The 21,730-nt window shown below is 53.9% G+C and carries 16 protein-coding genes and 2 riboswitches; of the genes, 8 read left to right on the forward strand and 8 right to left on the reverse strand.

The annotated features are described in order from the left end of the window. Positions 1–75: 75 nt before the first annotated feature. The 3 genes from TALK_RS06360 to ccrA form a co-directional block, all read right to left on the reverse strand. Complete coding sequence (locus TALK_RS06360) at positions 76–2,175, reverse strand: methyl-accepting chemotaxis protein (RefSeq protein ID WP_085617000.1); 2,100 nt, start codon at positions 2,173–2,175, stop codon at positions 76–78. A gap of 275 nt (positions 2,176–2,450) precedes the next feature. Then, positions 2,451–4,118, reverse strand: a complete 1,668-nt coding sequence (locus TALK_RS06365; RefSeq protein ID WP_085617002.1) for an acyl-CoA dehydrogenase family protein — start codon at positions 4,116–4,118, stop codon at positions 2,451–2,453. A 162-nt stretch (positions 4,119–4,280) separates the two neighbouring features. After that, on the reverse strand, positions 4,281–5,561 hold the full coding sequence (gene ccrA, locus TALK_RS06370) for a crotonyl-CoA carboxylase/reductase (RefSeq protein WP_085617004.1): 1,281 nt from the start codon (positions 5,559–5,561) through the stop codon (positions 4,281–4,283). 302 nt (positions 5,562–5,863) lie between these two features. Here ccrA and TALK_RS06375 point away from each other — a divergent pair, with 302 nt between their 5' ends. Continuing rightward, a complete protein-coding gene (locus TALK_RS06375; RefSeq protein WP_085617006.1) occupies positions 5,864–7,921 on the forward strand; it encodes a protein meaA in 2,058 nt (685 codons plus the stop codon). A gap of 35 nt (positions 7,922–7,956) precedes the next feature. Here TALK_RS06375 and TALK_RS06380 read toward each other — a convergent pair whose 3' ends face one another. Then, entirely contained in the window at positions 7,957–8,577 is a 621-nt protein-coding gene (locus tag TALK_RS06380; protein ID WP_169714964.1) for a TetR/AcrR family transcriptional regulator, read from the reverse strand. 122 nt (positions 8,578–8,699) lie between these two features. Here TALK_RS06380 and TALK_RS06385 point away from each other — a divergent pair, with 122 nt between their 5' ends. After that, on the forward strand, positions 8,700–9,440 hold the full coding sequence (locus TALK_RS06385; RefSeq protein ID WP_085617010.1) for an SDR family NAD(P)-dependent oxidoreductase: 741 nt from the start codon (positions 8,700–8,702) through the stop codon (positions 9,438–9,440). Positions 9,441–9,627: 187 nt separating this feature from the next. On the opposite strand, the gene TALK_RS06390 is transcribed toward TALK_RS06385, so the two are convergent. The 4 genes from TALK_RS06390 to ispH all read right to left on the reverse strand — a co-directional run bounded on the left by TALK_RS06390 (position 9,628) and on the right by ispH (position 14,681). Then, complete coding sequence (locus TALK_RS06390; protein WP_245829721.1) at positions 9,628–12,027, reverse strand: putative bifunctional diguanylate cyclase/phosphodiesterase; 2,400 nt, start codon at positions 12,025–12,027, stop codon at positions 9,628–9,630. A gap of 241 nt (positions 12,028–12,268) precedes the next feature. Then, complete coding sequence (gene rnhA, locus TALK_RS06395) at positions 12,269–12,712, reverse strand: ribonuclease HI (RefSeq protein ID WP_085617012.1); 444 nt, start codon at positions 12,710–12,712, stop codon at positions 12,269–12,271. Between the two features lie 5 nt (positions 12,713–12,717). Next, on the reverse strand, positions 12,718–13,692 hold the full coding sequence (locus TALK_RS06400) for a homoserine kinase (RefSeq protein WP_085617014.1): 975 nt from the start codon (positions 13,690–13,692) through the stop codon (positions 12,718–12,720). A gap of 41 nt (positions 13,693–13,733) precedes the next feature. Continuing rightward, positions 13,734–14,681 (reverse strand): 4-hydroxy-3-methylbut-2-enyl diphosphate reductase, encoded by a 948-nt coding sequence (gene ispH / locus TALK_RS06405; RefSeq protein ID WP_085617016.1) that lies wholly within the window; start codon positions 14,679–14,681, stop codon positions 13,734–13,736. 258 nt (positions 14,682–14,939) lie between these two features. Here ispH and TALK_RS06410 point away from each other — a divergent pair, with 258 nt between their 5' ends. The 6 genes from TALK_RS06410 to TALK_RS06435 all read left to right on the forward strand — a co-directional run bounded on the left by TALK_RS06410 (position 14,940) and on the right by TALK_RS06435 (position 21,556). Then, positions 14,940–15,494 carry a hypothetical protein gene (locus tag TALK_RS06410; RefSeq protein WP_085617018.1) on the forward strand — a complete coding sequence of 185 codons (555 nt, stop codon included), beginning with the start codon at positions 14,940–14,942 and terminating at the stop codon, positions 15,492–15,494. A gap of 237 nt (positions 15,495–15,731) precedes the next feature. Continuing rightward, positions 15,732–15,844: riboswitch (glycine riboswitch) on the forward strand. Positions 15,845–15,847: 3 nt separating this feature from the next. After that, positions 15,848–15,971, forward strand: a riboswitch (glycine riboswitch). Between the two features lie 58 nt (positions 15,972–16,029). Further along, entirely contained in the window at positions 16,030–17,142 is a 1,113-nt protein-coding gene (gene gcvT / locus TALK_RS06415; protein ID WP_085617020.1) for a glycine cleavage system aminomethyltransferase GcvT, read from the forward strand. An 86-nt stretch (positions 17,143–17,228) separates the two neighbouring features. Beyond that, positions 17,229–17,600, forward strand: a complete 372-nt coding sequence (gene gcvH, locus TALK_RS06420) for a glycine cleavage system protein GcvH (protein ID WP_085617157.1) — start codon at positions 17,229–17,231, stop codon at positions 17,598–17,600. A gap of 4 nt (positions 17,601–17,604) precedes the next feature. Further along, positions 17,605–18,960 (forward strand): aminomethyl-transferring glycine dehydrogenase subunit GcvPA, encoded by a 1,356-nt coding sequence (gene gcvPA, locus TALK_RS06425; protein WP_085617021.1) that lies wholly within the window; start codon positions 17,605–17,607, stop codon positions 18,958–18,960. Beyond that, a complete protein-coding gene (gene gcvPB / locus TALK_RS06430; protein ID WP_085617023.1) occupies positions 18,957–20,453 on the forward strand; it encodes an aminomethyl-transferring glycine dehydrogenase subunit GcvPB in 1,497 nt (498 codons plus the stop codon). Before gcvPA ends, gcvPB begins: the two co-directional genes overlap by 4 nt. 203 nt (positions 20,454–20,656) lie before the next feature. Next, positions 20,657–21,556, forward strand: a complete 900-nt coding sequence (locus tag TALK_RS06435; protein WP_085617025.1) for a protein phosphatase CheZ — start codon at positions 20,657–20,659, stop codon at positions 21,554–21,556. Positions 21,557–21,730: the final 174 nt, after the last annotated feature.

The following is a 21,730-nucleotide window of genomic DNA, read 5'->3' on the forward strand; positions in this document are numbered from 1 at the left end:
TGGCGATATGGCGTGGTGGTAATGGCGGGCCGATACCGATCCAATGCCAATGCCAATGCTGTTTGTTGCCGTTGATCAGGCGCGATACCCAATGCGCAAATTGCCCCATTGTTCGCCATTCACAACAATCGGAATGTCGCATTCCTTCATAAAGACGACTTCGGACCCCATATCGCGGAAATAGGTTTGCAACAGTTTTGACTTGGTGTTGCGTGCCGCCATCAGGCCAGCCCGGTCGTCAAAGATGCGCCGATTGCGGCAATTACCCATATTCCACGCGGGTTCACCCGGGCGCTGTGGCTGGCTATAAACCTTGTTGTGGGTCGGCAGGAAGCCGTTGAAATCCACCCCGGCGGCAAACACAATATGTTTGTCTTTTGCCAGAATTTCTTCCTGAAGCGGGGTGAAGTTACGATCCGTAAACGCGATATAGGGCGTCATGAATTGTTGTGGATCGGTGTCTGCTATTGGCTCGTAACGCGGATGGAACAGGTCGTCTTTGATGATTTCGCCACTGCGCAGACCGTTTTCCAGTGTTTTGGCCAATTTCGCGGCCAGTGGTGCGCCAAGTTCGGCAATTTTGTTGTCGTGATCGCGGGTTTTTTTCAAAAGACCAAGGATCGTCTGGTTGGCGTCTTCGTTCAGTTCGGTGAACTGGACATGGGAACCAAGATTGGAAACGGCTTTTAAGACACCATGCAGGCGGGTGCTGCCATCAAGCAGAATTGAAATCGGTTTGCCGTTGTCCTTGTCACTGGCATTGATCCGGGCCAGTAACCCGGCGACGGACATATCAGCGGTAACACCTTTGCGTTTGTCGCCATTGCCAAAATCAATTTCGATATCGACCGCAATCGGAACGCGTTCCTCGTTATGACGATCACCGGTATCCGTACTGCGCAGGACAACACGGAACCGGCTTTCCATTTCATTGATATCATCGCGGATATTCGATGACAGAATGCGCAGGCTTTCGGCGGTCTGGCTGGCGTTATGCGATTTTTCGCGGGCCTGCGCGATGTCGCCGGAAATACCCTGCATATGGGTTGATACTTCTTGTGCGCTGTTTGAAATTTCGCTGATGGCGGCAGTTTGTTGCTGAACCGATGATGCGATATGAGACGAAAGCTGACTGACTTCGTCAATTGCCCCGCCAATGCCTTCGATGGCCCCGACGGCCTCGGAGGTTGCATTCTGGATGGCGCTGATTTGGGCGTTGATGTCGGAAATCGCCTTTTCCGTTTGGGATGCAAGGTTTTTGACCTCGTTGGCGACAACGGCAAAACCCTTGCCCGCATCGCCGGCACGTGCGGCCTCGATTGTGGCGTTCAGGGACAGCATTTTGGTTTGATCGGAAATGCGTTTGACGATGTCAACGACCTTGCCGATCTCGCTTGCTGTGTCGGACAGGCTGTTCATCGTGACCGATGTTTCGCGTGCGCGGGTTACGGCGTCACTGGCGATGTCGTTGGTCTTGTGAATGCGTTCGGCGATTTCCTGGCTGGATGCCTGCAATTCCTCGGTCGCAGAGGCAACAGTAGAAACATTGCTACTGGCGATTGCCGTGGTTGATGTAATGCGTTCAACCAGCCCCGACAGGTCATGGGCGTCGATTTCCATTGTCTGGGCGACGTCATTGGTGCGACCGGCCTGAAACCCGACTTCGGCGATAATATTATCGGTTTCACGTTCGATGATTTCGGACATCGACTGGATTTCTGATGCGGACCGTTCCTGTGCCGATTTGCGTTCGACCCTTGCCATCAGGCAGGCCATATCGCCCATCAGGATTGACCGGCAAATATCGACCAGATCGGCATCACGTCGTCCTCGTCCTTCGGACGCAATCAACCGGGCAAAATTTTCGACGGTCTTGTGGTAGGCCTGAACAATTTGGCTGGCGGGGATGCCCACCGCCGCCTCGGCCAGCACGTGATCGTCAAAGCAGGCATCGAATTCTGAACTATTTGCCGCAGCGATCAATTTGCGCAGACGTTGCGCCAGCGGGATCACAAATGTTTTTGGATCACGGGGGGCGTTACTGTTTTGCCCTATACCAAACAGCTCGGCCAAAAGGCCTTCGGCGAGCTTGTCGGCATGTTTGTCAAAGATGCCACGCGCTGAGCTTGCACGCGCAAAAATTGTATTTTCCGGTAATGCAGAGGCGTGATTCATAAAGAGTTTCTCCCTTGTCTCCCCACAGGCTCGTTGGCCTTGCAAGCGCTATTATGGTTGCGTTTTTTTGCACCGATTAAGGTAATGTTACCATCGGATGGTAGGTCTAGAGATATCATACTTTAGGTTGATATAAGAAAGAGGCCCGTCAAGGATGACGGGCCAAGTTTACCCTGGTTGTCACCGGGGCCACGGTTCGCTGAAACGGAACGGGAAAATGATGCTGTAAGGCGTGACTTGGCCTTGTCGTAGGGCCTTATTGTAGGGCCGTGACCCTAACGCCCCAAAAGGCCGCGTGTGACCACCTGTGCCTGAATTTCCGCCGCCCCTTCAAAGATATTGAGGATACGGGCGTCACAGAGCACGCGGCTGATTTGATATTCAAGCGCATAGCCATTGCCGCCATGGATCTGAAGCGCATTATCGGCATTCGACCACGCAACCCGCGCGCCCAAAAGTTTTGCCATGCCAGCTTCGATATCACAGCGGATATCCTGATCTTTTTCAAAAGCGGAAAAATAGGTCAATTGTCGCGCGATCATGGTTTCGACCACCATCCAGGCGATTTTGCCATAAACCCTCGGAAAGGCATAAAGCGGTTTGGAAAACTGCACGCGTTCCTGCGCATAGCGCATACCGATTTCAAGCGCATTTTGCGCAACACCGACCGCACGGGCGGCGGTCTGGATGCGGGCCGATTCAAAGGTTGCCATCAATTGCTTAAAGCCTTGGCCCTCTTCGCCGCCCAAAAGGTTTTCGGTCGGAACCTTGAACCCGTCAAACGACAATTCGTATTCCTTCATACCGCGATAACCCAGAACCTCGATCTCGCCACCGGACATGCCCTTGGCCGGAAATGGATCCTTATCTGTACCGCGCGGTTTTTCGGCGAGTAACATCGACAATCCGCGATAACCGGCCTCATCGGGGTTGGTGCGCGCCAAAAGCGTCATCAGGTCGGATCGTGCCGCATGGGTGATCCATGTCTTGTTGCCGATAACGCTATAATCATCACCATCCTTGGTCGCACGCGTGCGCAGATGGGCAAGGTCCGATCCGTTATTGGGTTCGGTAAAGACGGCGGTCGGCAGGATTTCACCCGATGCCAGTTTGGGCAGGTAATGCTGTTTTTGCGCCTCTGTGCCACCAAGTCGTATCAATTCGGCGGCAATTTCGGACCGCGTGCCAAGCGACCCAACCCCGATATAGCCCCGTGATAATTCTTCGGTCACAACGCACATCGCGGTTTTGCCCATGCCAAGGCCCCCGAATTCTTCGGGTATGGTCAGGCCGAAAACGCCGAGTTCGGACATTTCATCGACGATTTCAATCGGGATCAATTCGTCGCGTTCGTGCCAGCCATGGGCGTGCGGGCTGACCTTTTCGTCAACAAAACGGCGGAACTGGTCGCGTACCAGATCAAGGGTTTCGTCCTCAAGCCCGGTTTCACCGAACTGGCCGGTATTCAGGCTGTCCTTGATCTGATCTGCAATGGCGCGGCGGGCGGCGTCACTGTTGCCCAAGGTCGAAAGTGTTACGACGGCGCGCGAACCGGCAAAGGTTGCAATGGTGTCGGATGGGACGCCAAGGGTCGAAAGGCGGATGATTTCGCCCTGTGACATCGGAATGCCACCGGCAATCTGCGCCAGATATTCCCCAAAGGCCGCCTGCAGGATCAGCTGTTCCAGCAATCCGAATTTGCCCTGCGATTCCAGGCGTTCGGACCATGCTTTCATCTGCTTTAGCGCCGTGACATAGGTCGAAAACCATGCAAAGCCATGGGCTGCGAACTGATTATCATCAAGGGAACTTGCGTTGATCTTGCCATCAACTGTGACGATTTCACGCATCGCGGTATCGGCGGCGTGATGCACGGGGGCAAGGGCGACAAGCGCATCGTCGCAAAGCCGGGGCAGTTCGGGCAGCAGGGCGGTATCCGTCATCTGTCTGGTCCTTGGGTCGGTGTTCAAGGCGGGGTGCGCCTGAACCAAACTATCATTTGTGGCCTGCCGGGTGGGCGGGCAATTTGGAAAGTGGTGGCCCCGATGTGGATCGGGCGAAAACGCATCGGCGCCACCAACGGTCAGTCGACGTTTTATGTGGGATTAGGCGTCGACTGCTTCTTCAAGCGTTCTCATGCCAGGGCGTTTGGCCTGGACAAGAACCGCCATATTTCCGGGCTTGTGTTCGTTGCGCATCATTTTCATATGGGCGCGCGGAATATCATCCCAACTAAAGACTTCGGACATGCTCGGATCAATACGACGTTCGATCATCAGCTTGTTGGCCTGTGCCGCCTGTTTCAGGTTGGCAAAGTGGCTGCCCTGAATACGTTTTTGGCGCATCCAGACAAAGCGTGCATCAAATGTCAGGTTGAAACCCGTGGTGCCGGCACAAAACACAACCATGCCGCCGCGTTTAACCACGTTGCATGATACCGGAAAGGTCTGTTCGCCCGGATGTTCAAACACAGTATCAACATCCGTGCCTTTGCCGGTGATGTCCCAGATGGCCTTGCCGAATTTACGGACTTCTTTCATATAGTCGCCAAATTCCGGTCCATTGACGGTTGGCAACTGACCCCAGCAATTGAAATCCTTGCGGTTGATAACCGCTTTGGCCCCAAGGCCCAGAACAAACTCGCGCTTGCTTTCATCGGAAATGACACCGATTGCGTTGGCACCTGCTGTGGTGATCAGTTGGATCGCCATGGATCCCAGACCACCCGACGCTCCCCAGACCAAGACGTTATGTCCCGGGCGCAAAATATGCGGGCGGTGGCCAAATAACATGCGATAGGCGGTCGCCAGTGTCAGGGTGTAACACGCACTTTCTTCCCAGGTCAGGTGCTTGGGGCGCGGCATTAATTGCTGTGATTGAACATTGGTGAACTGGGCAAATGACCCATCGGGGGTTTCATAGCCCCAAATCCGCTGGGTCGGTGACAGCATCGGATCACCACCGTTGCATTCCTCGTCGTCGCCATCATCCTGATTACAATGGATGACAACTTCGTCGCCAACTTTCCAGCGGGTCACTTTTGATCCGACAGCCCAAACAATGCCCGATGCATCGGAACCGGCAATGTGGAACGGTTCTTTATGAACGTCAAAGACCGAAATCGGTTTGCCAAGGGCCGCCCATACGCCGTTATAGTTCACGCCCGCCGCCATCACGAGGACAAGGACCTCGTGGCTGTCAGGTTGGGGCACATCGACGGTTTCGCACAGCATTGCGGTGTCAGGATCGCCATGACGTTCGCGGCGGATGGCCCAGGCATACATTTGTTTCGGCACATGGCCAAGCGGCGGAATTTCGCCGATTTCGTAAAGATCTTTCTTTTCCTGACCACCACGGAACGGCAGAACTTCAGCAGTCGTATTCATGACCTTCACTCCTTGTTCGGGGTCGATCCGATTCGCGCTTCAATCGGGTTGTAATAAAATTACCTGATGCTGCGCTGCGGTCGACGAATCCTCCAAGCCACGGATTTTGTGGTGTTTTCCCTGATATGCGCCAGTTTCCCTTGGTTTCCTTGTCGGGGTGGCCAGCGCAATTTTAGTTTTCGCTTTTATCGCGTTGCACAAATTGTTATATAATTATCCAAGTGATGTCCAGTGGGTAATTTAATAACGTTTTGTTGTAATAAACAAAAAGCGTTTGGGTAATAAAAATACGCGAGGTCGGTATGTCGATGGAAAATCAACGCAGTGCAGCAAAGCCGGAACGCGATCGGCCTTGGCTGATCCGCACTTATGCCGGGCACAGTTCGGCCAGTGCGTCGAATGCGCTGTATCGGCAGAACTTGGCAAAGGGCCAGACGGGGCTTTCGGTGGCGTTCGATTTGCCAACCCAGACCGGCTACGATTCGGATCATGTTCTGGCACGTGGTGAAGTCGGCAAGGTTGGTGTGCCGGTTTCGCATCTGGGCGATATGATGGCCCTGTTTGACGGCATTCCGCTGGATCAGATGAACACATCGATGACGATCAATGCGCCCGCGGCATGGCTTTTATCGCTTTATATTGCTGTGGCCGAAAAACAGGGGACGCCGCGCGCCAGCCTGCAGGGGACAACCCAGAACGACATCATCAAGGAATACCTATCTCGCGGGACGTATATCTTTCCGCCAGCGCCCAGCCTGAAACTGATTACCGACGTTGCGGCCTTTACCTATCGCGAGGTTCCGAAATGGAATCCGATGAATGTGTGTTCGTACCATCTGCAAGAAGCCGGGGCGACGGCGGAACAGGAACTGGCCTTTGCCTTGGCAACCGCGATTGCGGTACTCGATTCGATCAAGGCATCCGGTCAGGTCCCCGAAGAAGACTTTGCCAAAGTTGTCGGGCGGATTTCATTTTTCGTAAATGCCGGAATTCGGTTCGTGACCGAGATTTGCAAAATGCGGGCTTTTTGCGAATTGTGGGATGAAATCACCCGGGATCGATACGGTATCACCGAAGATAAATACCGCCGTTTCCGTTATGGCGTTCAGGTCAATTCGCTGGGCCTGACCGAACAGCAACCGGAAAACAACGTTTACCGTATCTTGATCGAAATGCTGGCGGTGGTGCTGTCAAAAAATGCCCGTGCCCGTGCGGTGCAGCTTCCGGCTTGGAACGAGGCCCTTGGCCTGCCGCGCCCCTGGGATCAGCAATGGTCGCTGCGCCTGCAACAGATCATGGCCTTTGAAACCGACCTTTTGGAATATGATGATCTGTTTGATGGCAATCCGGCGATTGAGCGCAAGGTCGGCTTGTTAAAAGACGGCGCGCGCGCGGAATTGGCCAAAATCGATGCCATGGGCGGTGCGATTGCCGCGGTTGATTTGGGCTATATGAAACAGGAGCTGGTGCGATCTAATGCCCGCCGGTTGGCAGATATCGAAACCGGTCTGACCAAGGTGATCGGGGTTAATGCCTTTACCGAAACCGAGCAATCGCCCCTGACTTCGGGGGATAAATCGATCCTGACAGTTGATGATATGGCCGAACAGGATCAGATCGAAAAACTGAAAGCATGGCGATCCGCCCGTGATCAGGGTGTGGTTGCGGCGGCACTTGACGAACTGGAAAGTGCCGCCCGTGAAGAACGCAACATTATGGAAAGTTCGATTGCCTGTGCCCATGCCGGGGTGACGACCGGGGAATGGTCGGAAACCCTGCGCCAAGTGTTTGGCGAATACCGCGCCCCGACCGGCATCACATCGATAATTGTGACCGGCGAAGACGACGACATCAAGGCCCTGCGCGGGCGCGTTGACGAGGTTTCAAAAAAGCTTGGCGAACGCATGAAAATGCTGGTCGGAAAACCGGGGCTGGATGGTCATTCCAACGGTGCCGAACAAATTGCGGTCAAGGCCGGTGATGCCGGGATTGACGTGCTTTATGACGGTATTCGCTGGACGCCGGATGAACTGGTTCGCAATGCGATTGACGAAGGCGCGCATGTGATCGGCCTATCGATCCTGTCGGGGTCGCATGTGCCGCTGGTCCGCGAGGTGGTCAATGGTCTGCGTGCCCAAGGGGCGGGGCATATCCCGGTTGTTGTTGGCGGCATCATCCCCGATGCGGATATGTTGATCCTGCGTCAGATGGGGGTGTCGGCGGTCTATACGCCCAAGGATTATCAACTGGTCCGGGTGATTTCCGAAATTGTCGATCTGGTGGATCGCAAATCAACAGAACATCCGGTTGCACGCGTTGCCGACGACAAGTCGGAAGGGGCTGGAACCACGATCTATTGATCGTGGCGTCTCTCGTCTCCCGTCTCCCGGCTCTTTTAACGTTTGGCCAATGATGTGCTGGTCAGGCTTGGCCAGGTTGCCATTGCGGCTTCGGCAATGGCGATCAGTTCATCGCGGGTCGCACCGTCGCGTGCTTGGATCGACATGCCATAATGCACGGTCGTGTAATAGTTCGCCATGGTGTCGATATTTGCACCGCTCGGGATACTGCCACTGCGTTGCGCTTTGGCATAGAAGTCCTTCAGGATGGTGATATTAGCGCGCCGAAGGTCGCGCAGGGTCTGGTTGACGGTTGCATGATTTGAATCTGCTTGTGGTGCGGCAAGCACCACCATGCAGCCATGCGGTGTATCATCCTGCGCGTACAAACATGCCGTTGTGGTCAGGACATGATGCGTGGCGTCCTTTGGGTGGCGGAAGCGTTCCAGATCACCCCACATCATTGCGCCATACTGTTTGCTATAGCGTTCGATGACCTCATCAAACAGCGTTTCCTTATCGCCAAAGGCAGCATACAGGCTTGGCGGCTTCATGTTCATTGCGGATGTCAAATCTGAGATCGAGGTACTTTCATATCCTTTGGCCCAGAAGACCGCCATTGCCTGTTCCAGTGCTGTATCCCGGTCAAAGTTCCGGGGGCGTCCACGTCCAGCCATATAAGAAAACCTCGGGTTTGGTGAATTATATAGTGATCGATAAATAAATTGCTTGACGATTAATTGCAAGCGGCGCATTTATTTTTGTATCAATCACTACATAATTATTGGAGTTTCCAAAAATGACCCAACTCGATGGTAAAACGGCACTGGTTACCGGCGGCAGCCGTGGCATTGGTGCCGCCATTGCAAAACGTCTGGCCCGTGACGGGGCTACTGTTGCGATTACTTACAGCAATGCGGCAGACAAGGCCGGCGAGGTTGTTGCTGAAATCAAGGCTGCCGGGGGAAAGGCTGTTGCGATCAAGGCGGATAATCGTGATCCTGATGCCGTGCGTGCGGCTGTCGAGGAAGTCGCAACTACATTCGGGGCGATTGACATTCTGGTTAACAATGCAGGCATACTCAGCAGTGCCGGAATTCAGGACGAGACGCTTGAATCGTTTGATCGCATTGTTGATGTCAATATCCGCGGGGTGTTTGTCGCGGTTCAGGCTGCCCTGAAATACATACCGGATGGCGGGCGCATCATCACGACCGGCAGTTGCCTTGCGCATAAGGTATCGTTCCCGGGGATCAGCCTTTATTCGATGACCAAATCGGCGCTGATCGGTTTCACCCGCGGGGTGGCCCGTGATCTGGGGCCACGCGGCATCACGGTCAATTTGCTGCATCCGGGGCCAACAAATACCGACATGAACCCGGAAAATGGTGAGAACGGGGATGCCATGCGCAGCTTGATGGCAATCAAGCAATTCAGCCGTGCTGAAGATACCGCCGGATTGGTTTCCTGGCTGGCCAGTGACGAGGCCCGCACGGTTACCGGCGCTGAGTTCACAGTTGATAGCGGCGTCAATGCCTGATCAGGCATCCTAAGCGATCTGGAAAACGTCACGGCGAAAGGCAACGCCTTGGCCGTGACGTTTTGTGCAATTTAATTGGCTGATAACGTCAATATCTGACTGATCTGGCTCAGAGAGGCGGGCCGTTTTGGCGTGTCACTGATCAATGGCATCAACGTAACGCCATGCCGCAATCCTTGATGCCTTATCAGCTTTCGACAGTGATACGTGCGGGGACAGTGGCGTGACGTTCCGTCACCCATTTTTCAAAGACGTCTGCGGGCAGTGGCTTGGCAAACAAGAAGCCCTGGATGAAGTCACAGCCCTTGTCGCGCAGATATTCGTGCTGTTCGATTTCTTCCACGCCTTCGGCGACGACTTCAAGGTTAAGGCTGTGACCCAGCCCGATGACCGCATCAACAATCGCCTTGTCATCCATATCGACATGGATGTCGTTGACAAATGACCGGTCAATCTTGATCGACGAAACCGGGAACCGTTTCAGATAGTTGAGTGACGAATAACCGGTGCCAAAATCATCAATCGCGATGCGCACACCAAGTCCCTTAAGCTCGTTCAAGGTTGAAACGGCTTTTTCCGGATTGTTCATCAGGATCGATTCGGTGATTTCCAGTTCAAGCGTGCCATCCGGCAACAGAGTCTGATCCATGATTTGGGTCACCGAGGTGACCAATTCGGCATCCTGGAACTGGGCCGGGGAAAGGTTGACGGCAATGCGCAGGCCCGGAAGGGTGGTTTCGCGCCAGATTTGCGTCTGTCGGCAGGCCCGGTCCAAAACCCATGCACCCAATCGATTGATCAGACCGCATTCCTCGGCGACGGAAATAAATTCACCCGGCAGGATCAGACCGCGATCCGGGTGATGCCAACGGACCAAGGCCTCTGCGCCAACGACCCTTTCGGTGCGGCAGTCAATTTTTGGCTGGTAGTAGAGTTCAAGCTGATCCTGTTCGAGCGCGTTACGCAGGTCTTCTTCGATTGTTTTGCGTTCCTTGACCCGTTCATGCATCGACGGCAGGAAGAAGCGATAATTGTTGCGGCCTTCGGCCTTGGCGGCATACATCGCCATATCGGCATTTTTGACCAGCTGTTCCGGGTTTTCGCCGTCTTCCGGGAACAGGGTAATCCCGACACTGGCCGTTGAATGCAGGCGGATGCCACGGCAATCGAATGGCTGGCTCAGTTCGTCGATGATGCGCTGGGCCAGTGCGATGGTGTCTTCGATATTTTGAACGTCGGTCTGGATGATCGCGAATTCGTCGCCGCCAAGGCGCGCAGCGGTATCGGAATCGCGAATGATGCGTGACAGGCGCTGACCCATTTCCTGAATCATCAGATCGCCAACATCATGGCCAAAGTGATCGTTAATGTCCTTGAACCGGTCAAGATCGACAAACAGGACGGTAACACCGCGCTGGAACCGGCGTGCTGACAGCAATGCCTGACGCAGGCGGTCAAGGAACAGTGTGCGGTTCGGCAGGCTGGTCAGCACATCATGCACCGCCAGATGGCGCATGCGGGCTTCGGTTTGTTTGCGTTCGGTAATGTCGGTATAGGTCGCAACATACCCACCACCGGGCATCGGATTGTGATCGACCTGAACCACACGGCCATTCGGGCGGGTGCGTTCCATGCGATAGGGTTCGCGACGACGCGCAATGGCAACCCGGTCCGAAATCAGGGCCTGAATACTGACATCGCCATATTCGCCGCGTTCAGCATTATAGCGCAGGATATCGGAAAGCGGGGTGCCTTCCTTAACCAGATCACGCGGCAGGTTCAGCAATTCAATATAGCGTTCGTTCCAGACCATCAGGTTAAGGTCCTGATCGAACAGGCAGATGCCCTGACCGATATTGTGAAGGGTCGCCTCTAGAAGGGCCTGTTTGCGCTGGGCTTCTTCCTGTGACTGGCCTTGCAGGGTGACCATTTCATTGTATTCGCGGATCAAAAGGCCAAGTTCGTCCGCACTGTTCCATTCCACCGGGCGCCGCAGGCGGCCATGTTTGGTCATGCGGATGGAATGCAGCAACCGGTTCAGTGGTTCCTTGATCGAACGTTTGTTGGCGATCAGCAAGCTTGCCGCCACAACTGCGATCAGCAGGCCGAACAGGATCATGTCGATCACCATCCGGCGGAACAGCAAGTCCTTAACACGTTCTTCGGTGAAGAAAATCACAAGTTCGCCGACGTCGTGGCGCACATTGTTCCGTTCAAAATAAACGCGCCGCGACAGGCGCAGCGTATCATTGAGTTGGGTTTGGGAAACGCCGGTATGGGCGAATTCGGTGCCATCGGCGCCAAGGGCCTGCACGGCAACAATATCGCGATCGCGGCTCATGGCGTTAAGGGCTGATTCTATATTGTCGACGTCAAGATACCAGAAAGGCGTCGCCAAAACGCGGGCGTTGATATCGGCAGTTTGTTCGATCTTTTCATTTAGATCATCACGAAGCACTTTGTAGCTGACGTATCCGAAGACAACGAACAGAGCAAGCGAGAACAAGGAAACGAGCGGCAGCGCGATAAAAAGCAATCGGCTGCTAAGCGACTTCCGTTGTAAAAAGCCGTATGATCCGCGCGACAACCGTAATTCTCCTTGGCACCCATTCTCGATTGGTCAATAGCAACCATACTCGACCTTCGGATGGGGCCCAATACCCCTAAGACTATTCTTGCTCTATCTCGTCTTACTCAATCTGGAAGTCAGTCTAAAAGCAAGTTTGATTTCATTTTTTTCATATAGCGTTCATAAAAAACAATTCGACCCATTTATTTTGGAACGAAGTTCAGCAGCTTCAAGCACTTGTTTATTAAGTTTATTAAGTTTATTTCGGAACAGCTAGTCGGGCAAGTTCGTCACAGCGTTCATTTTCAGGATGCCCGGCATGTCCTTTGACCCAATGCCATTCGACTTTGTGGATTTTTGTCGCCTCCAAAAGCCTTTGCCATAGTTCGACATTTTTAACCGGTTTTTTGCCTGCGGTTTTCCAGCCGCGTTTTTGCCAGCCGAAAATCCATTTGGTAATTCCGTCGCAGACATAACTGCTATCGGTATAGATGTTGACGATACAGGGCCGCTTCAATGCTTCAAGCGCGCTGATCGCGGCCATCATTTCCATGCGGTTGTTGGTGGTTTCAGGATCGCCCCCCGACATTTCCTTTTCCATCCCGCGAAAGCGCATGATTGCCCCCCAGCCGCCAGGGCCGGGATTACCGCTACACGCGCCGTCGGTATAAATTTCGACAAGGTTGTCCTGATCTTCGGTCATTAATTCTATTCCTCGCTCAGGCCATAGGCGCTTGCGCTGTCGACACGCTGGTGGAAGCGTAGCTTGTTGATATATTCGCGCGGGTTTTTCGGGGTGACCAACGCATCCTTGGGCGTGTTGATCCAGTCATAAAGCCGCGTCAGCAGAAACCGCAGCGACGCCCCGCGGGCCAAGATCGGCAAAGCTGCCAGTTCATCGCCCGACAGGGGCCGGACCTTGCCATAGCTTGATAAAAGATTGCGCGCCTTGGTGACGTTGAAGCTGTTATCGGGTTCAAAACACCAGGCATTCATGCAGATCGCCAGGTCATAGGCCAACAGGTCATTACAGGCGAAATAAAAGTCGATCACGCCCGATACATCATCCTGTCCCGGGAAAAAGAACACATTGTCAGGAAACAGATCGGCATGGATCACGCCTGCGGGCAAATGATGGGGCCAGTTGGCTTCAAGAAAATCCAACTCGACTTCGATCATTTGTTCAAGGCCGGGCTGAACGCCATTGGCATCACTGCGGCAGCTTTCAAACAACGGCCGCCAGCCTTTAACGCCAAACGCATTGCCAAGATATATGTCGAAATCCTGACCGGCGGTATGCAATTGCGCCGTTGCCGTCCCCAGACCGGCGCAATGATGGGGCTGTATACGACGCGGTGACATGCCGTTCAGGAAGGATGTGATCGCCGCCGGACGCCCGCACAGACGGCGCAAAGCCACCCCGTCGGTGCCATGGATCGGGGTCGGGCAATTCAGCCCCTTGGACGACAGGTGATCCATCAGGCCCAGATAAAATGGCAGGTCATCCGGGTTCACCCGCTTTTCATAAAGCGTCAGGATGAAGGGGGCCTGATCTGTCTGCAGCAGGAAATTGGTGTTTTCGACACCTTCGGCGATGCCCTTGAATGAAATCACATTGCCGATGTCATATTCGGCAACAAAACGGGCGATATCTTCGTCTGAAACGTCGGTATAGACGGCCATGGGATTTATTGGCTTCCTGCGTCAGGGCAAAATTGGTTGATTTAGCTGGCAAGCTGGCGGGGCAGCTTAAATGTCACGTTTTCTTCGGTCAGGGTCAGGGTTTCGACCGTAACGTTGTAACGTTGGCGGCACGCGTCGATGACTTCCTCGACCAGAACTTCGGGGGCGGATGCCCCGGCGGTGATGCCAAGTGTTGCGATACCTTCAAGTTTTGACCAGTCGATATCTTTTGCACGCTCGACCAGAACCGAACGGTCACAGCCTTCGCGCTTGGCAACTTCGACCAAGCGGTTCGAGTTTGATGAATTCGGGGCGCCCAGAACCAGAATAGCATCCGCATCGGCTGCGATCAGTTTGACCGCGTGCTGGCGATTGGTGGTGGCATAACAGATGTCTTCTTTTTTCGGGACTTCGATTGCCGGGAAACGGCCCTGCAAGATCGCAATGATCTTGGCCGTGTCATCAAGTGACAGGGTGGTCTGGGTCACAAAGGCAAGGTTTTCCGGGTTTTCGACCTGAAGGTTTGCGGCATCCTGTTCGGTTTCGATCAGGGTCATGCTGCCGGGTGGCAACTGGCCCATGGTGCCGATCACTTCGGGATGTCCGGCATGGCCGATAAGCAAGATGTGTTTGCCATCGGCATGGTGGCGTTCGGCACCGCGATGAACCTTGGACACCAGCGGGCAGGTTGCATCAAGATATTGCAGGTTGCGGCTGTCGGCAGCGGCCGGAACTGATTTTGGCACGCCGTGGGCCGAAAAAATCACCGGAACCCCATCGGGAACGGCATCAAGTTCACTGACAAAAACCGCACCCATATCGCGCAGGCGATCAACGACAAATTTGTTATGCACGATTTCATGGCGGACATAGACCGGTGCGCCATATTTTTCGAGCGCCTTTTCGACGATCTCGATCGCGCGATCAACCCCTGCGCAAAAACCGCGCGGGTTGGCAAGGATGATCCGAAGGTCGGTTTTGTCAGACATGATACGGGTCCGAATGTTTTATGATGCGCTGATGCGGTGCGCAGCGTTATTTAAATGTCTTCGTTACATAACCTGCCAGCCCCGACGGTGCAATGACTGACACCGTTCAGATATGCATGTCATGGGTTGGATTTTACACGATGGTGCAACGATTTGAAACGGAAGCGGGTTGTGTGTGCATATCGGACGGAATAGACTGCGCCGCACCGCACGGGAAACCGTCCGGACAGAATTTTGACCCGTTCTATAGAGGCTTGGATGACGATTGCAAACGGACTGCGGCGTGTTTGTGCACTGGGTATGTTGTTGCTTGTCGGTGTTTTGGCAGCATGCAGCAGCAATCCCTTCGAAGAAAAACCGATTCCGGCATGCCCGCGCGCCTTTCTGCCCAATGATACTGCCAAGCTGGTGCAGTTTAGGGGGGACGGCAAGGATTTGACCGATGTGATCCTGGAAGCCGAGTTTGACGGGTATCTTGGCGATTGCGGTTATGACCTTGATGACAAGGTGCTTAATGTCATTATCAGTCCGGTTATCCGTGCGGAACTGGGCCCGGCAGCACAGGGGCGGGCTGCAAAACTGCAGTATTTTGTGGCACTTAAAGACCCGACGGGTGAGTTCATTCAGAAGTCGGTATTTGATGTTTCAATGGCATTTCCGAACAATTTGAACCTTGCGCGGTATCGCGACGAACAGGTGACATTGAATGTGTCGCTTGATGATCTTTGGGCCGGTCCGGACTATGAAATCTATCTTGGTTTCCAGCTCAGTGCGGATCAGCTTGATTATAATCGTCGCTTCGGAAAAAATTGATAATCCGGCCTATTATTCATTTTTGGTGAATAATCAGATCCCGCCCGCATCGCGTGGCGGGATTTTCGTTTTTGGTCGAAAAGCCCATTTCGGATAATCCTCATACGATTAAATCGATTTTTTGGGTGGGGGCGGAAAACGGGCCGTAAATCCTCATACAAATATATGCGTTTGAACGGTTCTGATTTTTGGGGCTGGTCGGGTCGGATTCAAATCCGTATAAGGGGGCATACCCAAGTGATCCCCGTGGGAGAGTGCCACGGTCCTGTTCAAGAAGTTGAACGGATTACGCGGACGCCGAAGGAGCAACCACCCCGGAAACTCTCAGGCAACCGGACCGCGGGGAGATGGGACTCTGGAAAGTAGGCGGCATCGTGAAGGGTCATGATTTATCGTGATTTGATGTGCGTCTCGCCGAAGATGTAAGCAGACCGATGGTTTGAATCGGCTGTGATTCTTTCAGGCTCCGAGACAGAGGGGGATGTGGTTGGCCATTGGTCGGCTATGTTTCGCAACGACTGTCCCGGAGACCTTGATGGCTGATCATCAAACCGAACTGCTTAAAACGGCCCTTTATGACCTTCATGTCGAACTGGGTGCCAAAATGGTGCCTTTTGCCGGATATGACATGCCGGTTCAATATCCGCTGGGCGTTAAGGGCGAACATCTTCATACCCGTGCCAAGGCTGGTCTTTTTGATGTGTCGCATATGGGGCAGGTGCGCCTGACCGGTGAAAACCGAGTGGCCGAGTTGGAAAAGCTTGTGCCCGGTGATATCGCCATCCTCAAACCCGGCCGGACGCGTTATTCCACCTTTACCAATGATAATGGCACCATTTTGGACGATCTGATGATCACCAATGCGGGCGATAGCCTGTTTTTGGTGATTAATGCGGCGTGTAAGGACGATGATATTGTCCATATGCGGGCCAATCTTGATAACGGTGTCGCGCTGATTGAAATTGACGACCGGGCGTTGATGGCGCTTCAGGGACCGGAAGCGGCCAATGTTTTGGTGCGTTTTTCCCCGTCGGTTGCCGCTATGAAATTCATGGATTTTGCCGAAATTGATATTGCGGGCATCCCGTGCTTTGTGACCCGGTCGGGCTATACCGGCGAAGATGGTTACGAAATTTCGGTGCCAAATGATCGCGCCGCAGAACTTGCGCGCAAGCTTTTGGCCGAGGACGAGGTCGAGGCGATTGGCCTTGGCGCGCGTGATTCATTGCGTCTGGAAGCCGGTCTTTGCCTGTATGGCAATGATATCGACACCACGACCACCCCGGTTGAAGGTGATCTGAACTGGATCATCAACAAGCGGCGTCGCGAAGAAGGTGGCTTTAAGGGATCGGACATCATCCTGGATCAGCTTGCCAATGGGGCGGATCGCAAACGCGTCGGGATTAAACCCGAAGGCAAGGCACCGGCCCGCGAACATACCCCGATTTTGAACAGTGACGGCGAAGAAATTGGCGAAATCACCAGCGGTGGTTTTGGCCCGACCGTGGATGGCCCGATTGCGATGGGGTATGTCGCAATCGAATTTGCCGCTGCGGGGACCAAGGTCGATCTTATGGTGCGCGGCAAAGCCCGCCCGGCGGAAATTGTTGATCTGCCTTTTACGCCGCATCACTATTTCCGGGGTTGATCCCGGAACAGCTTGTGGCTGGTTTGGTTTTGGGTGGCACCACATGCCGCCCGGTAAAGATAATTGATCTAACAGGGACAAATAAGATGGCTAAAAAATTCTCGCAGGAACATGAATGGGTCGAACTTGAAGACGGTATCGCGACCGTTGGCATTACCGATTACGCCCAGCAGTCGCTTGGCGATATCGTTTATGTCGAGCTGCCGGAAGTTGGCAAAAAACTGGTCAAGGATGGCGATGCGGCGGTTGTCGAATCGGTTAAAGCCGCCAGCGACGTTTATGCCCCGCTGGATGGTGTGGTTGTCGAAGCCAATGAAGATCTTGATGTTAATCCGGCGCTGGTGAATGAATCTGCGGAAACGGATGGCTGGTTTTTCCGCATGGAACTTTCCGATGCGTCCCAGCTTGATGAGCTGATGGACGAAGCGGCGTATAAAGACTTTGTCGAAGGCCTTTAAAAGCATGCGTTATCTTCCTCTGACGCGTGCGGATCGCGCTTCGATGCTTGAAACCATCGGGGCCCCATCCGTTGACGCGCTATATAGCGACGTGCCCGACGGTGCGTTGCTGTCCGATCCGGTTGACCTGCCCCATCACCTTGGTGAATTGCAGGTCGAACGAGAGATGGCGAAACTGGCGGCCAAAAACATCGGTACGGTCAGCGTCCCAAGCTTTTTGGGGGCGGGTGCCTATTCCCACCATGTTCCGGCGACGGTTGATTACATCATCCAGCGCGGTGAGTTCCTGACGGCCTATACCCCGTATCAGCCGGAAATCGCACAGGGTACATTGCAGTATCTGTTCGAATTCCAGACCCAGGTGGCATCGATCACCGGCATGGATGTTGCCAATGCATCGATGTGGGATGGGGCGACGTCCTGTGCCGAGGCCGTTTTGATGGCCTGTCGGGCGACGCGTCGTAAAAAAGCGGTTCTGTCGGGTGGTTTGCATCCGCATTACCGCGAAGTGACCGAAACCTATTGCCAGTACAGCGATACCAAAGTTGCCGGTCGCGACGGGCACCCGGAAAAACAGGCAACGGCCAACGAGCTTGATGATCTGATTGATGATCAGACGGCCTGTGTGGTTGTTCAGTATCCGGATGTTTTCGGCCGTATACAGGATCACACCAAGCTGGCGGATGCCTGCCACGCCAAAGGTGCGCTTTTGATCGTGGTCTTTACCGAGGCCATGGCGTTTGGTGCGGTTAAATCACCGGGCAGTTTTGGGGCGGACATCGTTTGCGGCGAAGGCCAGTCGATTGGCAATAACCTGAACTATGGCGGGCCGTATGTTGGCCTGTTTGCCACAACCAGCAAACTGGTGCGCCAGATGCCCGGTCGTCTGTGTGGTGAAACCGTTGATCAGGATGGCAAGCGCGGCTTTGTTCTGACACTGTCGACCCGTGAACAGCATATTCGCCGTGAAAAGGCGACGTCGAACATCTGTACCAATTCGGGGCTGTGTTCATTGGCCTTTACGGTGCATATGAGCCTTCTGGGTGAAGACGGGTATCGTGGTGTTGCAACATTGAACCATGAAACGGCGTGTAAAACCGCCGATGCGATTGACGCGGTTGCCGGGGCAGAGGTTCTTAATGACAGCTTCTTTAACGAGTTCACCGTCAAGCTGAGCAAGCCCGCCGCCGAGGTGGTTGAAGCCTTGGTCGCCAAGGGTGTTCTTGGCGGGGTTCCGCTGTCGCGTTTGTATCCGAACCGTGACGATTTGGATCATTACCTTTTGGTGGCGGCAACTGAAACCAACACCGATGAAGATATCGCAGACTTTGCGTCTGCCTTGAAAGAGGTGCTGGCATGAGCTTTACCACACATACCGGTAACCGCGGCCTCGTGCTGGAAGAAAAGCTGATTTTCGAACAGGGTGAAGCCGGCCGTTGCGGTGTTGACCTTCCGAAACCGGCTGGCATCAAATCACGCCTTGGTGGCCTTGATCGCGATAGCGATGTCGGTCTTCCGGGGCTGTCCGAACCGCAGGTGGTGCGTCATTTCACCCGCCTGTCGCAGAAGAATTTCGGGATTGATTCCGGTTTCTTCCCGCTGGGTTCGTGTACGATGAAACACAATCCGCGCCTGAACGAAAAAGTTGCCCGTTTTTCAGGTCTTGCCGACCTGCATCCGATGCAACCCGAAAGCACGGTTCAGGGCGCATTGGAACTGATTGATCAATGCGCACATTGGTTGCTGGTTTTGACCGGCATGCCCGCCATTGCCATGTCGCCCGCATCGGGCGCACAGGGCGAGCTGTGTGGCATGATGGCGATCCGTGCGGCCCTTGACGCACGGGGTGAAAATCGCCGTCGCGTTCTGGTGCCGGAATCGGCCCATGGGACCAACCCGGCAACGGCAGCGGCCTGTGGCTTTACCGTTGACATGATCCCCGCCACCGAAGAAGGCCGTGTTGATCTGGCCGCATTCGAAGCCAAGCTTGGCGATGATGTTGCCGGTATCATGCTGACCAATCCGAATACCTGTGGTTTGTTTGAGCGCGATGTACGCAAGATTGCCGATCTGGTCCATGCGGCAGGCGGTTATTTTTACTGCGATGGTGCGAATTTCAACGCCATTGTCGGCCGTGTTCGCCCGGCCGATCTTGGCATTGATGCGATGCATATCAACCTGCATAAAACCTTTTCGACCCCGCATGGCGGCGGTGGACCGGGTTCCGGGCCGGTTGTGTTTTCCGATGCCTTGGCACCGTTTGCCCCGATCCCCTATGTGGTCAAAACCACAGACGGCTTCAAACTGGTGGAAACCGCAGACGAAAAAGACGGCACCAAGCCGTTTGGCCGTCTGAAGGGCTTCCACGGTCAGATGGGCATGTTCATTCGCGCACTTGCCTATATGAAAAGCCATGGTGCCGACGGTTTGCGTCAGGTATCGGGTGATGCGGTGCTTAATGCCAATTACCTGTTGGCGCGTTTGAAAGACAAACTCAGCGTCGCCTTCCCGGGGTATTGCATGCATGAAGCCCTGTTTGACGATCGCTTCCTGAAAGATACCGGTGTTTCGACACTTGATCTTGCCAAGGCGATTATCGACGAGGGTTTCCACCCGATGACCATGTATTTCCCGCTGGTCGTTCATGGGGCGTTGCTGATTGAGCCGACCGAGACGGAAACCAAAGAATCGATTGATCAGTTCTGTGATGCGGTTCTGTCATTGGTTGCCAAGGCCCAAGCCGGGGATGCGGAATTCTTTAAGAATGCGCCGTATTTGACCCCGCGTCGTCGTCTTGATGAAACGGCGGCGGCGAGAAAGCCGGTTTTGCGCTGGATGCCTGAAACGGTCTGATTTTTTGTGCAACATTTCAGTTGAAGACACCCCGGTCATATGATCGGGGTGTTCTTTTTCAAAGACTTGGACATGAAACGCATTGGACTTGTTGCAATTTGGCCCCTTATACTCATTTAAAAGAGATCATCGCACCACGGGGGTAGATGGTTCGAGGTAAGGGGATCGGGTTTATGCCCGTTGCCGGAGGGTTGAAGTCAACTATGTCACGTTGCGTGCAGAAGGTTTTCACCGCAGAACGTCGTTTAAAAGAGCGTTCGGGTGGTGTGGTCGAGGATTGGTCAGAGTCATTTTTTGACCCGACGCTGGAAAGCGGCATCGGTGCCGGAGAAGCATCACCCGCGCCGGTTGCCGAGGTGGCGGGGATCAGTCAGGCCGTTCTTGACGAAATTCGTGCGCTTCGTTCCGAAGTCGCACAGTTGCGCAATGCTGTGCAGTCGGGCGGCACGGTTGTTGCGGCCCCGGCCGAGGTGCCATCCGCATCCGACGACGCGCCGCTTGATGTCTTGCCAGAGCCGGTTAGCAGTAATTTTACGCACGCCAATCGTCCCGGTGCGTCGGAACCTGATCATGATGATCTTGAATTGATCCGAACGCAGATCGCGGAAATGAATGATCATATTCATAAGGCCAAGATGCAAATCGCATCATTGCGCCATCCCAAAGTAGAGGATGACCGCCTTGTCAGTGCTACGACCGAACTTGACGCGATCGTCAAGGATACGGAAATGGCAACCCATACGATCCTTGAATCCGCAGAACAGATTGATGATTTGGCGATGACGCTGAAAAACTCGTCACAAAGCGAGTTTGTGACGGATCACGTCGAACAGATTGCGTTCATTGTGACCAAGATTTTTGAATCCTGTAACTTTCAAGACATCACCGGGCAACGGATCAACAAGGTTGTCGCGACACTTGCCTTCGTTGAGGAACGCGTCCACAACATGATTTCGATTTGGGGCGAAGATGCCTTTGCCGATCTGCCGGTTCCTGAAGGCGAGGATGCCCCCCAAAAACACGAAGACGACGATCTTTTGAACGGGCCACAGCTTGAAGGTGCTGGAATTAGCCAGGATGATATTGATAAATTGTTTGACTAATTGTTCAAAAATGACAAATAAATCATGCATCTAGGTTGGAAACTCGGACAAAGCCTTGCATAAGAATAAGGTTTTACGCATTCCGTTAGAACGATGGCTGTCAACCTTACGTTTACAGTTTGTATGGTATCGTAATACCCATAAGAATAAGAGCTGCGTTGGGATGCGTGTAAC

It is taken from the genome of Thalassospira alkalitolerans, assembly GCF_002115745.1.
Classification (GTDB): domain Bacteria; phylum Pseudomonadota; class Alphaproteobacteria; order Rhodospirillales; family Thalassospiraceae; genus Thalassospira; species Thalassospira alkalitolerans.